The organism is Fulvivirga kasyanovii (assembly GCF_009711405.1).
Taxonomy (GTDB): Bacteria; Bacteroidota; Bacteroidia; order Cytophagales; family Cyclobacteriaceae; genus Fulvivirga; species Fulvivirga kasyanovii.
The window spans coordinates 1-16,076 of the sequence record NZ_SMLW01000524.1 but is presented as its reverse complement, the minus strand read 5'-3'; the positions used below and the strand labels follow the sequence as shown (position 1 = coordinate 16,076).

The 16,076-nt window shown below is 42.2% G+C and carries 18 protein-coding genes; 12 read left to right on the top strand and 6 right to left on the bottom strand.

Going from position 1 to position 16,076, the window contains the following annotated elements; all coding sequences use genetic code 11:
• The coding region (locus E1163_RS30550; protein WP_185156057.1) for a hypothetical protein at positions 1-277 on the top strand (277 nt) is incomplete at its 5' end.
• On the opposite strand, the gene E1163_RS11545 is transcribed toward E1163_RS30550, so the two are convergent.
• From E1163_RS11545 to E1163_RS11535, 3 genes are all read right to left on the bottom strand, one after another.
• Positions 274-1,512: an aspartyl protease family protein gene (locus E1163_RS11545; RefSeq protein WP_185156056.1), complete on the bottom strand. Its 1,239-nt coding sequence runs from the start codon at positions 1,510-1,512 to the stop codon at positions 274-276. The two genes, E1163_RS30550 and E1163_RS11545, sit on opposite strands and share 4 nt — an antisense overlap.
• Before the next feature lie 113 nt (positions 1,513-1,625).
• On the bottom strand, positions 1,626-2,135 hold the full coding sequence (locus tag E1163_RS11540) for an FtsX-like permease family protein (RefSeq protein ID WP_155171809.1): 510 nt from the start codon (positions 2,133-2,135) through the stop codon (positions 1,626-1,628).
• 135 nt (positions 2,136-2,270) lie between these two features.
• On the bottom strand, positions 2,271-2,852 hold the full coding sequence (locus E1163_RS11535) for an LOG family protein (protein ID WP_155171808.1): 582 nt from the start codon (positions 2,850-2,852) through the stop codon (positions 2,271-2,273).
• 41 nt (positions 2,853-2,893) lie between these two features.
• Here E1163_RS11535 and E1163_RS11530 point away from each other — a divergent pair, with 41 nt between their 5' ends.
• From E1163_RS11530 to E1163_RS11520, 3 genes are all read left to right on the top strand, one after another.
• Positions 2,894-3,280 (top strand): RidA family protein, encoded by a 387-nt coding sequence (locus E1163_RS11530; protein WP_155171806.1) that lies wholly within the window; start codon positions 2,894-2,896, stop codon positions 3,278-3,280.
• Between the two features lie 211 nt (positions 3,281-3,491).
• Positions 3,492-4,907, top strand: coding sequence for a toxin-antitoxin system YwqK family antitoxin (locus tag E1163_RS11525; protein WP_221417988.1), 1,416 nt, complete (start codon positions 3,492-3,494; stop codon positions 4,905-4,907).
• A gap of 45 nt (positions 4,908-4,952) precedes the next feature.
• Positions 4,953-5,507, top strand: a complete 555-nt coding sequence (locus tag E1163_RS11520; protein WP_155171802.1) for a DUF2911 domain-containing protein — start codon at positions 4,953-4,955, stop codon at positions 5,505-5,507.
• 1 nt (position 5,508) lies between these two features.
• On the opposite strand, the gene E1163_RS11515 is transcribed toward E1163_RS11520, so the two are convergent.
• Positions 5,509-7,221, bottom strand: a complete 1,713-nt coding sequence (locus tag E1163_RS11515; RefSeq protein WP_155171800.1) for a TolB-like translocation protein — start codon at positions 7,219-7,221, stop codon at positions 5,509-5,511.
• A 98-nt stretch (positions 7,222-7,319) separates the two neighbouring features.
• Here E1163_RS11515 and E1163_RS11510 point away from each other — a divergent pair, with 98 nt between their 5' ends.
• Both E1163_RS11510 and E1163_RS11505 read left to right on the top strand, forming a co-directional pair.
• On the top strand, positions 7,320-10,523 hold the full coding sequence (locus E1163_RS11510; RefSeq protein ID WP_185156054.1) for a WD40 domain-containing protein: 3,204 nt from the start codon (positions 7,320-7,322) through the stop codon (positions 10,521-10,523).
• An 89-nt stretch (positions 10,524-10,612) separates the two neighbouring features.
• The gene (locus tag E1163_RS11505; RefSeq protein ID WP_155171796.1) at positions 10,613-11,389 is read left to right on the top strand and encodes an alpha/beta fold hydrolase; all 777 of its coding nucleotides are present in this window, start codon (positions 10,613-10,615) and stop codon (positions 11,387-11,389) included.
• Between the two features lie 179 nt (positions 11,390-11,568).
• Here E1163_RS11505 and E1163_RS11500 read toward each other — a convergent pair whose 3' ends face one another.
• Positions 11,569-11,796, bottom strand: coding sequence for a DUF2905 domain-containing protein (locus E1163_RS11500; RefSeq protein ID WP_343033814.1), 228 nt, complete (start codon positions 11,794-11,796; stop codon positions 11,569-11,571).
• A 361-nt stretch (positions 11,797-12,157) separates the two neighbouring features.
• Here E1163_RS11500 and E1163_RS11495 point away from each other — a divergent pair, with 361 nt between their 5' ends.
• Positions 12,158-12,313, top strand: a complete 156-nt coding sequence (locus tag E1163_RS11495; RefSeq protein WP_155171794.1) for a hypothetical protein — start codon at positions 12,158-12,160, stop codon at positions 12,311-12,313.
• 397 nt (positions 12,314-12,710) lie between these two features.
• The gene (locus tag E1163_RS11490; RefSeq protein ID WP_155171793.1) at positions 12,711-13,871 is read left to right on the top strand and encodes a tetratricopeptide repeat protein; all 1,161 of its coding nucleotides are present in this window, start codon (positions 12,711-12,713) and stop codon (positions 13,869-13,871) included.
• A 5-nt stretch (positions 13,872-13,876) separates the two neighbouring features.
• Here the strand turns inward: E1163_RS11490 and E1163_RS11485 are convergent, their stop codons facing one another.
• Complete coding sequence (locus tag E1163_RS11485; protein ID WP_185156053.1) at positions 13,877-14,323, bottom strand: helix-turn-helix domain-containing protein; 447 nt, start codon at positions 14,321-14,323, stop codon at positions 13,877-13,879.
• Between the two features lie 252 nt (positions 14,324-14,575).
• Here E1163_RS11485 and E1163_RS11480 point away from each other — a divergent pair, with 252 nt between their 5' ends.
• From E1163_RS11480 to E1163_RS11465, 4 genes are all read left to right on the top strand, one after another.
• Complete coding sequence (locus tag E1163_RS11480; RefSeq protein ID WP_155171789.1) at positions 14,576-14,809, top strand: hypothetical protein; 234 nt, start codon at positions 14,576-14,578, stop codon at positions 14,807-14,809.
• Positions 14,810-14,937: 128 nt separating this feature from the next.
• Entirely contained in the window at positions 14,938-15,180 is a 243-nt protein-coding gene (locus E1163_RS11475; RefSeq protein ID WP_155171787.1) for a helix-turn-helix domain-containing protein, read from the top strand.
• Between the two features lie 90 nt (positions 15,181-15,270).
• Entirely contained in the window at positions 15,271-15,585 is a 315-nt protein-coding gene (locus E1163_RS11470; RefSeq protein ID WP_155171785.1) for a hypothetical protein, read from the top strand.
• Positions 15,586-15,592: 7 nt separating this feature from the next.
• Positions 15,593-15,829 carry a hypothetical protein gene (locus E1163_RS11465; RefSeq protein ID WP_155171783.1) on the top strand — a complete coding sequence of 79 codons (237 nt, stop codon included), beginning with the start codon at positions 15,593-15,595 and terminating at the stop codon, positions 15,827-15,829.
• Positions 15,830-16,076: the final 247 nt, after the last annotated feature.

Genomic DNA, 16,076 nt, shown 5'->3' with positions numbered 1-16,076 from the left:
TGACAATCTGGACAGGTCTTATTTAAAGAGCCTGCTTTCCAGACTTTCTTCATGGTCCAAAACGCGGGACATTCCCATTGCTATTCTGAAAAATTCAAATTACGGGGAATCTTATCTCATGGGAGCCCAGGAGTTTATCCTGAAAGATGGCATCACTTCCGAGGCGCTTTCCAAATCAATATTAAACTCCATACGGCTGAGAAGTATGCAAAAGTACCTGTATACAACATACAAAAAGCGCCAGTCGCAGTTTTTAAGCTTCTTCAACAACAACTAAATCTGGCTCTTTAACCGGAAACTTTGAGTGATCTTCACGCCGTCCCGTAAGACGGTTAGCTTAAGTTTTTTATTTTCTTTGGCATTAAGAAAGCTGGTAATATTATTCAGCTTTAGCCTGCTGGCGTCAATGCTGTTAATGGAAACGAGTATATCTCCCTTTTTAAAGCCTGCTTTTTCACCGGCAGATCCTTTTCGTACTTCCGTGATCTCATATGTATTCAGCCGGCTGCCTATAGCTTTAACCACCAGGCCGCTCAGGTTATAGGTAAAATCCTTTTTAAAGCTTTTCCCTTTTTTCAGATATACCTTTTCTTCCGGGAAATTTATAACTACAGTAAACCGGCTGAGTATCTCACCTCCGATAGATCCGTTACGAAATGTTCCCACGGTTTTAAGGCTATCCAAAAAAGAATTGCTGTCAGGAAATGTTGCAAGTATATTTTGCCAACATGCCTCCCCAAGGTGAAAATATTTAAGGCGTGCCATTTCGCCCTCCAGCAAGCCTCCCAGCCCTCTGCCCAGCGATGTTGATATGTGTTTTTCAGGCAATACAATTTGCGGGTCCGATGATTTATCCAGTAGCAGCCCATGACTCGCACCCGTATCTATGAGTAGCTTCACATCCAAATGCTCCCCCGAATTGTAGGTTATGTGTCCCATAACATAAGGTTTTGTATCTTCTACCTTGATTGGGACTGCCTGAAATCTCCTGCGCTTTTTGAAATACTCCGGGGTAGTAAGGGTCAGCACCTTTTTATCATAGTTTATGGTGACAATAAACCTGCTGAAAATTTCATACCCCAAAATACCATGTACCTCCGTTCCCAGATAGTTGCGCAACTCCAGGTAATCTTCCGCCAGCACCAGCATGGCATGGCCCTTCCCCGTAACCCCCGGCAGCGATAATGACACATTATTGGTGACATAGGCATCCACCACCCTTTCCCCTCCTAATCCGGAGATGGTATACTTTCTGGAATAAGGAAGATTAAGTATATCACTAAAAGATTTTTCAGTGAGTATGGTGGTACGCACACCAGTATCCAAAATGAACCTTAAAGGCAATTGGTTATTGAGTACTACAGGGACAACAATTAAATTGTTATAGATCTCAAATGGAATATTTACCCGCTTCTGGTCGTTTAGCTCAAAACCCAGTGTCTGCCCGCTGGACTGCGAAAAAAACAACAACATAAAAGAGCAAAAAGTAAAGCCAAGTAAAAATTTTCTCATACACATCAGGTGTAATTCATATTCTTAAAATTTAAGAATTTTGCACGACAGATTTATTAGATCACGAACATAATTTCATTTCCCGTTATTAAAATAACCCAATATGGGGGATTTTAGTTTTTCTTGAGACAAGGCACAATATCGGCTCTGATAAGCCTGTAGGCAGGAAATAAAACCGTACTTACACTCACCACCAAAACACTGACAACGACAAATATCAGGTCAGTGACGCTCGTTATTTTGTAGGATAAATTGAGGCTAAAGTATTCCCCAAATGGAGCGATATCAAGGGCGATAAGACTAAAAAGTAAAGCCAGAACAGAAAGTATAAATGACTCCGTCAGCATGCGCTTGTAAATAGCCAATGGCCCGGCACCGAGCAACTTTCTGATACTTACTTCTTTGACAGAGTATTTGTAGCTAATGTTATTGATACTATTGGCGGCAAATATGATAGCGGCTACACAAACCATAACCGTAGATACTTTGCCGTAGGACTTAAACAGCATAAAACTACTGATAAGAGAGGCAAACCCGATGGCAGATACAGCTATGCTGACCATATAAAACAACACATGTTGCTTAAGCCTTCTGAGCGATATGATACAATGATTCCAAAACATCCGGAATATTGTAATCCAAGAAATATACCATATTAATAACCGCTTTTTAAGGGCAATAGAGCAGTTTCACTACATGAACGTGTTCAACCTCATACATTGCTTTTGTACATAAGTGAACACTTTTTATGATTTCATTTAAGTTTTGTTCAGGTCATCCCAGATAGAATAACCATCAAATGTATGCGACTCCAAAAGGGGGAGGACATCTTCTGCCTGGGTGATGTTAATAACCAGTTTACGGTTCTGAGGTTTTAGAAAACCCTGCTTCACCATGTGATCCATCTGGAGCAAGAGGTGGTCATAAAAACCATTAACATTTAGCAGTCCTACCGGTTTTTTGATCAGCCCCAGTTGAACCCAGGTCAGAATTTCACCAAGCTCCTCAAGGGTACCAAAACCGCCCGGCATCGCTACAAAACCATCTGCCAGCTCTGCCATTTTCTGTTTTCTCTCATGCATCGACCGTACCACCAATAGTTCGGACAGGCCCAAATGCCCTACCTCCTTTTTCATGAGAAAATCAGGTATTACACCAACTACATTCCCTCCATTGTCCATTACAGCATCTGCAATTGCACCCATCAGACCAACCTTGCCACCGCCATAGATAAGGGTTTTATTTTTTTTAGCCATCAATTTACCCAGTGTTTGCGCCTGGGCAGTATAAATGGGTTCATTACCATGGCTGGAACCACAAAAGACACAGATATTATTCATATTTTAGGGGGTATAAAAGGTAAAACTAACAAAAAGCATCCATGAACAAAAGGTTGAATATTTCCACCGGGGCTCCCTGGGAAGATATCGTCGGTTATTCCCGAGCCGTACGTATAGGCAACACTATTGAAGTTTCAGGCACGGTGGCCGTACGGGATGGGAAACTGGTGGGTCAGGATAACCCGTACGAACAAACGAAATGCATCCTGGAAATTATCGATGAAAGCCTTCAAAAAGCCGGGGCTCAGCTATCTGATGTGGTCCGCACCAGAATATTTGTAACCGACATCGGCCAGTGGCAAATGATAGGAAAGGCACACGGAGAGGTATTTGGAGACATCAAGCCGGCAACTTCCATGATAGAAGTAAGCCGATTGATAAGTCCTGAATATTTATTGGAAATAGAGGCTACTGCTATTGTTCAGTAGATCCGTCTACATCGTGCTTATTATCGCTGAACATTTTGTTTGGGAATACCATTGGAGAAATGATTGCCAATACAAACAATACTAAAACCAGTACAAGCGCTAAATAACCCATATTAATATGTTTTTTATCTTTTGTGCAAAGATAGTAAGGCACCTGTAATATTAAAATATTTTATAATTTACCTTGCACAATATTTGCTGTAGCATGGCCATGAAAAAACTACTCAACCTAATCGCAATCTTTTTGACCGTCCTGGTAATCAATGTCCGTGCCCAGGAAACAAAACTATTTACAACAGACAGCTCTGCATATGCCATTGGTGATATAGTAAACGGAAAAAAGACCGGCACGTGGAGATTTTATAATAAGCAGGATGTAAAGCTGGAAGAAGGAAAGTTTGAAAACGATAAAAGGGAAGGAGTCTGGCGTTTTTTCTATCCTCACGGAAGCGTAAAGGCCAAGGTAAAGTACGAAAATGACCAGCCTACGGACTATTTAGGATTAACTCCCGGCGGGATAATCGAGCAGGCGGGGAAATACGAAAACGGCAGGAAACATGGAGAATGGGTCACCTACTATGAAGACGGGCAGCCTATGTACGTTAAAACCTATGAACATGGCGTGCAGGAAGGGCCATTTTATTATTACGGACCCTATGGCGAATTACTTGCAGAAGGAAGCTACAAAGCCGATACCACGGATGGCAAGTGGAAGGAATATAATCAATTTGGCAGGCTTATCCTTGAAGGAAAATATAACGAAGGAGTAAAAGAAGGCCTGTGGAAGACTTATTACGACTTTGGCAAAATAATGGAGATCCAAAAGTATAAGGCAGGACTGCCCGATAGCACCTGGGTCGAATATTATGAAAACGGGAAGGTTAAAAGTATAAAGCATTATGAACAAGGGTTACCCAAAAACAAATGGCAATCCTTTTACCGGGATGGTGACCTGGAAGAACTGCAGTTCTATAAAAATGGCTGGCAGGATAGCATTTACCTGACTTACTTTGATAATGAAAACCCGGCCATACAAGGTTTCTATGCCAATGGTGTAAAAGTTGGGAACTGGAGGTATTTTAATCAGGATGGGTTTGTGGTTGAAGAAGGAAAGTATAAGAATGACAAACAACACGGCCAGTGGTTTACCTACTATGATAAAGGGCAGCTCCGGTCAGTAGGCAGCTTCTATAACGGACTTGAAGATGGCCTTTGGGGTATCTTCCATACTACCGGCCTGCTCATGCAGGAAGAAACATGGGACAAGGGCAAACTCATGACAACCAGCCCATATTACACCATCTATGGAGACACGCTCTCTGCCGGAGACCTGAAAAACGGCAACGGCCTCAAGATTAATTACTATATCGACGGTAAAAAGGAAATCGAATGCCAGTTTCAGGATGGTGTACCGCATGGCTCATGGACCTACTACGAAAGAGATGGAAGTGTAGCCGAAATAGGCCAGTTTAAAAATGGACTAAGGGAAGGCCGATGGGTCTACTATTACGAGAACGGCCGGAAAGAGGCAGAGGGGGATTTTAAAAACGGAGAAAAAACAGGCACCTGGTACTACTATTATAAAAGTGGTGGTCTCAGGGAATCAGAAGATTATACTGAAAAGTAACTTTTAACAGGGAATTTCAGTATAAGCACACAAAACATTGATTGAATGAGAAAATTAATAGTTGCAGGTGGTATTATAGTAGCTGTTATTATTGTAGGTATGGTAGGGCTCAGGTTTTACACAAAATCTTTCAGCCCTCAGGATAAAGCTGTTTTCGAAGGAGAAAAAACACAACTGAGTGTATCGTACAGCAGGCCTTACAAGAAAGAACGTGACATATTCGGAGACCTTGTACCCTATGACGAAGTATGGCGGACAGGCGCCAATGAGGCTACTACTTTTACTACCAACCGAGACCTGATGATAGGCAATAAACTTCTAAAGGCAGGTTCATATTCGTTATTCACAATACCAAGAAGCAACAACTGGACAGTTATCTTTAATAATGAAGTAGGCCAGTGGGGCATAGTGCCATTTTCCGGTGAAGCCAACAGGGACCCTCAGCAAGACGCACTTACCATTGATGTAGCGACAATCAAGACTCCTGACCTTTTTGAGCAATTTACCATTACCTTTGAACAAATGGGCCAGGAGATCGAAATGATCCTGATGTGGGATCACACATTGATAGTGGTACCGATGTATGTTGTGAGCAACTAAACTAAAGGTTCAGTATCTTCACTTCCACCTTAATGTCAGCCATACCTGGCTCCTGACTATCGCTTTCCGTTCTTTCCTTGCGTAAAGTGCTTACTTGTATCCTGCTCTCGTTTACTCCCCTGCCTACCAGATAAGCTTTTACTGCCCCGGCTTGCGCTTTTGTACGATCGTTGTGATAGGTTTTCTTTATTTTTTGCTCCTCTACAACCTCGTAGCCGGCATCTGCCATGTCCTGAGTGTCTTCATCAAAATCCTCATTCACCCAGTCAGTCTCTTCATTTTCCAACGAATCTTCTTCAACATCTTCTTTAAGTTGCTCTGTGATCAAAGACCTTCTCACTTTGGTTATAACCGTATCATACTGAATTTCAGTCAGGTCCGGGTCAGATTGTACAGAGTCCTTTTTGAAGTTATTCTGGGCAACAAGAATTTCGATCTTCATATTAGGGTTTTTCCTAAGCACTTCGGCCATTCTTCTCAACTCAAATGTGGAGTTATCGCTTATTTCGGAAGAGTACTCTTCAAAAACCACATCAGGGTTATAGGTTGCACCCGGAGCTATTTTCGAAAGCTTCACCTGCAGGTTTTCTTTATCCCTCACTCCTACCTCTTCCGTGAAATCATACACTTTGGAAAAATACAGGTAGGTTGGGTCATCCATATCTATGGCTACATCATAAACCGAACCTTCCTTTAAGACTATGGCAAACTCACCTTTTCTGCCGACCTTCTCATTCCATAAGCGATCCCTGTTGCCAACATTGAATACAGTAAGGTTGGCATCCAAAGGTTCGCCGGTAGCAGCATCCGTAACAGTACCTTGAATGCGCATCACTTTTTTGGGCTGGAATTCATCCGGGATCAATATCTGGACCAGCTCCCTGTCCCGGTCACCCTGTACATCGGCAAACAGGTACCTTCCTTTTGCAGGGATACTTATGAATTGATCGTTTTTATCGGTATTGATAAAGTCGAGAGGTATTGGGTCTGACCAGGTTTCCCCGGCCTTTGTTGTCATATACAGATCCAGCCCGCCTTTGCCACCAAACTGATCAGAGGCAAATATTAAAGTCTCACCATCGGCAAGTATCCTTGGGGTTTGAGAGTTACCGGTATTAATGTTAGCGGGCAATTCCTTAGGCGTATCCCATCCGTTATAGGTCTTTTTAGAAACCATCAGCCTGCACCCGCTTGCTCCGCCATATTCACTCATTTTTTCACAACGCATAAAGTACAGGTATTCTCCATCGGGAGACATCATACCTGCCCCTTCGTTCTCGCTGGAATTTACCGGGCTGCCAAGATTGCCCGGAGCCTCCCAGTCATTGCCCCTGCGATTGCTCGACCACAGGTCAAAGCCCCCTAAACCGGATTTTCTGGATGTAAACAGCATTACGCTGCCATCAAAATTCAGACTATAGCCGCCCCTGTAATTCAGTGTAGGCCTGTTAATAAGCTTATTGACTTCCAGGCCATCATTCCATGTAGAGACTGTTTTTTTGGTTGCCCATCGCATGCCATGGTGTCCATCATCCGTGTAATCCGATAAATACAGTAAAGTCTGGCCATCACCACTGATAAAAGGTGCATAGAGGTTAATTGAAGGGCGATTTATGTTGGAGGGAAGCCTTCTAGTTTTGTCTTGTGAAATGGCATTAGTTATATTAATTATACAAATCAGAGAAAAAAAGCTCGCCCGAATGATGGAAGACATAATATTCTGTTTAGGTTTACGCAATCTAAATATAATGATTTAAAGCAAAAATGTTTCCAAATCAAATTCATAAATTCAACATCAAAAATCAGTATTCGGTGAAGACATTTATAATTACCCTAACCTGCTTATTTTCAGCATCAATTGCTTTTGCACAAAAGCTCGAAACAGTAATTCAGCGCGGGCATTATGCTGCTATAAAGGCTGTTGCTTTTACTCCGGATGGCAAGTACCTGCTTACCGGAAGCCGTGACAAATCCATCAAATTATGGGATGTGGCCTCCGGTCGTGAACTCAGGTCATTTCTGGGTCATAAGGGCACAGTAAATGATATAGACGTGACTGACGACGGCAAATACTTCGTAAGCAGCAGCGCTGATAACACAGCAAAGCTCTGGGAGATCACAACCGGTAAGATGATCCGGGACTTCGTGGGGCACAAAGACATTATGACTACCGTTGACCTCAGCCCCGACGGCACAAAACTGATCACGGCAGGATACGACTGGGTAAGTATGTTGTGGAGTATGGCCAGTGGCGATACCCTGCGAACCTTCAAAATGAACCCGGACAAAGGCTTAGGCTATGGCATCAATGCCAGTTTCAGCCCGGATGGAAGTATGATTGCATTCGGCAGCGACAACCGGACCACAGTAATTTATGATGCAGGATCGGGCAAACTGGTGCAGGAGATAAAGCCGGAAGAAGGCTGGTGCGGCGGTTGCGCTACTTTTATAGACTACTCTGAAGACGGGCAGTGGCTCATTACGGCGAGCAACAAAGGAGATTTTGTGCTTAGAAATAGCCGAAGTGGAGAGGTCATGAAGACTTTTGTGAAAAATGAATCTTATGAAGCTGTTGATTTAAGCACTGACGGCAAACTGGCCCTGATGCTTACAGAGGATTCTTTAAAGGTTTTCAGCACAGCCAGCGGACAGCAAAAATTCTCTGTCAAAGTTGATCATTCCATGCCTGCTACAGATGCGGCTTTCAGCCCCGACAGCAAAACTATAGCCGTGGTTAGCGACGATCAAAAAATTAACCTTTATGATGTTGAATCCGGCAAAGTAGTCAAAACCCTGGGCGGTTATCTGGTTACCCGGGACAAGGGTGGACTGGACTATGACCCTAACTCCAGGTGGGACTATTACATTAAAAAGTATACGGATCTTAAAAACGACGTTGCTATAAGCCCTGATGGTAAGTATCTGGTAAAAGGAAAAATCGGTGCTATTGCACGTATGTGGGAGATCAAATCAGGAGTAATTTCCCAGGAGTTTCATGGTCACGATAAAGCCGTTCTTTGCATGACATTCAGCAAAGACGGTCAGAAGCTGGTAACGGGTAGCGCGGACAATACTGCAAAGATCTGGGATGCAGCTTCAGGTGTAGAACTGGTAACCCTAAAAGGCCACCGGGAAGTAATATTCTCCGTAGGCTTTAGTAAAGATGAAAAAACGATAATAACAGGAAGCTGGGATGGTACGGCCAGAGTATGGGATGCCTCATCCGGTGAATTGCTGCAAACCCTGGTGTTTGAAAACAGCTCACCTTACCAGGCTGGCCTGTATAAAAATAATATCTACGCGCTTATTGCCGGGCTTGATAAGTCCCTTAAAATGTTTGAGCTTGACTCTAAAAAAGAAGTAAGACAATTTATCGGCCACACAGATATTATACAGGCTTTTGATATTCACCCTTCCGGAGAAAAATTGGTCTCTGTTTCGTGGGATGGTAAATTGAAGTCATGGAGCATCGCCACAGGCTTGCAGCAATGGAAATACTCCAGCGATGAACCGTTGTACGCCGCAAGGTATGACAAAGAAGGAAAAACCCTGGCATTGGGAGGTGCCGACAGGGTGATCAGGATAATGAATGCAGAAAATGGCAGCCTGATTAACAGCCTGCAAGGCCACCAGGCAGCTATAACCAACATTGAATTTTCCCCTGATAACAACCTTTTAATTAGCGCCAGTGAGGATGGTATGATCAAAATATGGGATGTAGTACAGGGCAAGGAACTGATCACCTATGTAATCCTCGAAAACAATGACTGGATGGCGATCAATGCAGAAGGCTATTTCAATGCATCCAGTGGCGCATTCAACAAGATAGCTTTTGTTCGGGGCATGCAGAGCTATAGTGCTGACCAGTTTTTTGAACAATTCTATCAGCCGGATTTACTGGACAAAACCTTCAAGTCGAAAGATCAGGGCATGAACATGCTGGAAAAGATTAAAAAGTCACCACCGCCATCTATAGAAATAATAGCGCCACACCTGGGAGAGGGTTTCCGTACAGCAGAAGCCGAAGTTATGATCAAAGTAACCGATCAGGGAGGAGGAGTAGCGGAAGTAAACATCATTCAAAACGGGAAAATAGTAAGCACCCAAACCCCCGATGTTCCGGCAGGAAAATCGATATTGGTAACACAAAAAATAAACCTTGTGCCTGGGACCAATACAATTGAAGCCTCGGCATTCAGCAAAGGACGAATAGAAGCTGACCGGCAAAGTGTAAAGGTAACCATGGAGGGCAAAATGAACTCAACGCTGTATGTGGTTGCGGTAGGTATCAACAAATACAAAAATGAAGCCTTGAACCTGAACTATGCTGCCGAAGACGCGCAGGGTTTTGTAAAACTGGTCGGTGAGAACTCCAAAAAGCTCTTTGACAGGGTAGAAATAATACCGCTTTACAACGAAGACGCCACACGGGAAAGCATACTTAATAAAATGGAAGCCCTGTCTAAGGTAGTAAAGCCTCAGGACGTACTGTTCTTCTATTACGCTGGCCATGGAAGCATGGTAGATAATGATTTTTACTTTATTCCATCGGATAATGTAAGGCTTTATAGCGAAGACAAACTGAAGAAAAATGCTATATACGCCGGAGACCTCCAGGAGAAGCTGGCAAAAACAGCGGCATTAAAGCAGTTGGTCATCATTGATGCATGTCAGTCCGGAGGAAGTGTAGAGCTACTGGCTCAGCGTGGTGCAGCAGAAGAAAAGGCCCTGGCTCAGCTTTCCAGAAGTACAGGCATCCACGTTTTGGCTTCTGCGGGTAGTGAGCAGTTTGCGGTAGAGTTTAAGGAACTAGGTCACGGCCTGTTTACATATGTTTTACTGGAGGCCCTCTCAGGGAAAGCCGATGGCCTGCCTAAGGATGGAAAAATAACCATTTACGAGTTAAAATCTTATCTGGATGACCAGGTACCCGAGTACTCCAGAAAGTTTAAAGGAAAAATGCAGTTTCCTTACACTTTCTCCAGAGGCCACGATTTTCCGATCGTAATCAAGTAAACATTGGCTGGTGAATTTGTTATGAGGTAAATGTGCCGCCCGATTAGGGCAAAACATTTACCTTTGAACTACACAAGAACAGCATAACCATGAAATTATATCATAGAGAAATCGGAGAAGGAAAGCCTTTAATTATCCTGCACGGACTTTTCGGGTCATCGGATAACTGGATGTCGATAGCCAAAGAGCTGGAAGGCCATTTCAAAATGTACCTTGTTGATCAGCGCAATCACGGGCAGTCCCCGCATAGCGATGAATTTAACTATGCTGCCATGGCCAGTGACCTTAACGAGTTTATAGAGGAGCACGGCATTGAGAACCCGTCTATTCTGGGGCATTCTATGGGGGGAAAGACAGCCATGAACTTTGCCATTAACCATGCCGATAAATGGGACAAGCTGATAGTGGTGGATATTGCCCCAAGAGCATATCCGGTACACCATGATACTATTTTGAAAGGCTTGAAATCCATAGATGTGGATAACCTGAAATCAAGGGGTGAAGCCGACAAACAACTGGCAGAGTATATAAAAGATATGGGAACGCGCCAGTTCCTGCTAAAGAACCTCGCCCGAAAATCCGATGGCGGTTTTGAGTGGAAAATAAACCTGCCTGTAATTGATAAAAATATAGAGGCCATGGGTGAAGGAATTGAGGAGCAACTGGCCATAGAAAAAGATGTGCTTTTCATCAGAGGTGAAAAATCGGATTATATTCAGGATAAGGACAACATCCTGATCGTTCAGCTTTTCCCCAACTCTGAGGTAAAGACCGTGAAAAACGCAGGGCACTGGGTACATGCCGAACAGCCCAAAGCACTTCTGGAAATGGTGACGGAGTTTCTCGAAGTCCCGTATAACGCCTGATCAGATCTCCCGGCCCGGAAACCAATTTCCGGGCTTACCAGTGAAACAAGTTAAAACCGTCCACTATTGCCTTGCGCCCTGACTTGCCGACTGCTTTTGCCGATTGCCATTTACAGCGTCATGTCAAACACAGCGCTGAAAGATAGAGTCCTCCCGGAAATTCCGCCTGACCCACTACCCTACCCCTTCAGCTTCTGAATAAAATAAATGATCACTGAGATGAGTATACTCAGTATAATGCTGGTCATAAGTGGGAAATAAAATTGAAAGCCTTCCCTTTTGATACTGACATCTCCGGGCAGCTTTCCTAAAAAGGGGATTTTAGGGCCGAAATGCAGAAGTATACCCACCGCAACAATAATTAACCCTACTATGATCAATGCTTTGCCCATAGGTGTAAAATTCACCAGAAACAATTAAAACGTCAAGGGGTAGTAGTTCCTCAATCTGTATTTATTGGGATAATTTCTACTTCTAAAATATGCCGAATGAATAATGATGCATGTAATCGATTATTTATAAACATGAGCATGTACTGAAATGACAGAATATGTCATATTATAATGTGATAAGGACATTTTACTTGAAAATCATACGCGGATAAACGGAAATAAATTCTCGATAAATAAACTATTTATAACTCACGCTATACCCTTTCGCTTTTGTGGCTTTTTAGTCTCTTCATTGACATTACAGATGTAATTAACAGTTTGTATGTAAATGGCGCGTGTCTAAAAGCATTACTAATATTGGGAAAAAATAAAGATTATGAAAAAGATAATGCTGGGATTAATTTTAATGACTGGGTTTGTGTCTTGTATCGATGAAAGTGAAGAAATAAAGCCACGTCAAACTAATATCGAAGAGACTATGTTTGCAACAGATGGAGATGTTCCACCACCCCCAAATCCAGGTAGCAATTAATCCATTCGATATAGCATTATAAATAAATCAGGTCTATTTTTTGCGCATGTAAGAAAGGGGTCTTTTTTACACCGTTTAATGATATGAAATTGTTAAGATTTGTAACTAAATCTTATAAATCTTGACTGTTTTGACATCTTTGAAAACCTACATTTTTTTATTTATAATCTTATCCGCTACTAAACTAGCTGCAAACCAAAAAGATAGCTTGCTGTTTGTTGCTAACTCATCGTCAGGGACACAAAAACTTGAAGCCTTTTGGCAATTATACAAATTAAATTACTTGCAATATCCTGATGTTGCGAAGTCCTATCTATATAATATTAAACAATTAGCTGAGTCACAAGACAATGATTATTGGTTAGCCAAAGTGTATCTCGGGGAATCAGTTTTATTAATGGAGAAAAAACAATACGGAGATGCTATTTCCCTTAGTTTCCAATCTGCTTCTATGTTTAAAAAACTAAAAAAGAACATGGAAACTGCTGACAACCTTTACAATATTGGTCACATGTATTCTGCGGGTCATGAGTGGGACAATTCACTGTTTTACTACAAGGAAGCTTTAAAGCTGTATGAGAAGGAAGAAAATGCAACATATCTTCCTTATACCCAAATTGGCATAGGCAGGTGCTATGCAAAGAAAGCGGAATATGATACGGCAGAAATGTACTACCAAAGTGCCTTGAAACTCTTAATTGACAGGGGAAATTATTTTATGCTTAGCTGGTGTTACAATTCCCTTGGAGCTTTATGTTTTGAAAAAGGAGAGTATGAAAGGGCGCGTAGTTATTATAAAAAATCTATCTCCATAGAAGGCTTTCAGAGTGATGATCGCCAGATATCTATAGCTTACAACAATATAGGGGAGGCATATTTGGAAGAAGGGCAATGGGATGCAGCGGAATTGTGGCTGCTAGAGGCGTTTGAATTAAAGGAGAAAATAGGAGACCCTGAGTTTAAGCTAAGTACCGGTGTGTTGCTTGCCAAACTAAAGAAAGCCAAGGGGCAATATAAGGAAGCACTTTCCAGTCTCCAAAGTGATTTGAGAGGTGTCCCCACGCAAGTTTATAATGAGGTATTAGTTACAGCACTGAATCTGATCAATGATATTTATAAGCTCACCGATATAGAGCATAGAAAGAATAATGTGGATTACCTTATTGAGGTCAGTGAACTTAAAAGTGGACAAATAGCTATTCTGGTAGCTTTAAAGCAAAAACTGGAAGACCTTAATAATAAATATGTTATAGAATTGTCGGTAGAGCAATACAATGCTCGGGTAGAACTTGACAAAGCCATGGGCAAGGTGAGCATGGCCTGGCTAAATTTTGCCATTGCCGTAGTTGTTCTGGGTATCATTGCCCTCATACTTACTATGAAATACAGAAGGGCATTGGCCGCTTACCTGGTAAAGGCAAAAGCCCTGGACGAAAAAGATTGCATATTGAACGAAAAAGACCGCATGCTGGATGAAAAGACCCGGATGCTCAATAACCTTGAGCATATACTTAAAGAAGGTAAGCGGTACATCGAAAGCCGGAAAGACCGCTATTAACACCCCTACTCTTTAAATACGGAAACAGACTTTAGTACAATATCCTTAAGCCTGATGTTGTCATCTTTGAGGCGGATATTGTCTTGAATAAGGTCATCTGCAAGATCATACATTTCAGAAAGTGCCAGCTTAAGGTCGGGCTTCGACATAGTTTTTACATCCCTTCTCTTTACACCTGCCGTATGGGTAATATCATGCTGAATAATATTATCCTTGTTTTCATGTTCCGGCAGACCAAGAAGCGCCTCGGCCGATACATCTAAAATTTCCATTAATATGGGGATGAGTTCCAATCTTGGCTGCACCTTACAAGTTTCATATTGCGATACCTGGCTTCGGGAATATACGGTGCCTGTCCTTTCGCTCAGCTCAGCAGCAATTTGCTCCTGGTTCAAGCCTTTTTTCTCCCGTATCTCCTTAAGGCGAAAGTTAAAATTGTTAACTCTTTTCAAACTTTTTATCAATTTGTATTTATATTGTGAATATAGTTCACTATTATTGTTATAGAGTTTCGATTAATAACGTTTAAATATAGCTATTTCCAAATATACCGGAATTAATCATTCCAATTATTTTGGAGTGGCAGAAGTTCAGCATGAAAACCTGTAAAACCTACCGGCGGGAACAACTTCCCGTAAAAAACAAACGCGGCAATTCTGCCCTGCAAATTCGACAGTATACAAAAGTTGTAAACAATACCACAAATGCAGTCGATCAATATTAAAAAAGTAAGGCAGGCAAACCAGCTCCTTCAAGGCGAAAACACAGGGAGGTCCAAAGAGTTTGCCCGTAAGCTGAATATGTCGGAAAGTAGCCTGTTTTACCTTATCAAATTGCTGAAGGAAGAATTGCACGCCCCGATCGTATATGACAGGACATTGCAGAGCTACAAATATGACGTAAAGGGCAGTATAGTTATAGGCTTTTTTAAGCAATGAAGAATATTAAAGACAACCCTGGTTAATTGGGTTTAGGTTGAAAACGGGCAAAACGGGAGGTGCTGAAAACGGTACCTCCCAATGCCTTACTAAAATGGAATAAGATGTTTCACTAACCATATCAAAAAATGAGAGAAATAAGAGTAGTAGACAGAATCGAACAGATAGACCGCTTCATCCAAACGGGCCAGGCAGGTAAGGCCAAGGATTTGGCCAAAAAGCTGGGTGTATCCAAAAGGTGTGTATTTAGCATGCTTAAGATCATGAAAGAAGACTTTAAGGCCCCGGTTGTATTTGATAATAAATTGAAAACCTACCGGTATACAAAGGAAGGTGGCATAGTGGTAGCCTTTGTAACTGATAACACTTGAAAATTACTCATGTCTTAATGTGTTTGAGTTGGTGGCCAGGCGGGGGAGCTGCAAGTGTCTCCCCCCGAAAGCCCCGTAAAACCGGAAACTATGGAAAACAGGAAAACAACCTGGGAAGAGTCACAGGAACAGTACAGCATGTTGCTCGACGGGCTTAACGAGCTGATACAAAACACCACCAAACTGGTAGAAAGCTATGAAGCCACCAACATGAAGTTTGCCCACCTGATCTATGAAAACGGTTTAACCGGGATCATGGACAAGGCCAAACTGCTGAAAGATTATGAAGGAGGATTTCAGTTTATGTATTATTCACTCAAAGGGCAGATACAAAGGCATAAACACTTCCGGGACAAGGTAAAACTGATGCTTATCAAAGATCCTGTTAACCGTCCGTTTAATTAGCCGCAGTATGGGTAAAGTTAAGATATACAGTAACCAACACCTCTACTATATCCTCCAGGGCAGCAATGTGGCCGAGTTCAATATGGAGGAAAAAATGGTACGCCACGATAGCACCCTGCACTGGCTACACTACCTGGACCGGGCATCCATGCCCGAGGTGTTGCCGGAAACAGAAGAATATAACCAGGTGCTCTGTAAATATAAAGCAGTCATAAACAAGCTGCCTTTACAGGCCGGCTTATAATTTACAACCAAAAAGACCAATGCCATGAAAAACAATCAGTTAACGTTTTTTGCATGCAGTACACCCGTTCAGGATAATAATTTGAAAAATATTTTCTTTTCTAATTCAATATAATATAAATTGCGCCCCGATTGTTGTTTTGTACTAATCATGGCTTTAGTTTTGCTTTTCCATCCCCGTTGGAAGCATTCTGCTATTCCATTACTTATTGTTTTAATATGGCAAAAAGCTTTTTGAAGGCCTTTTT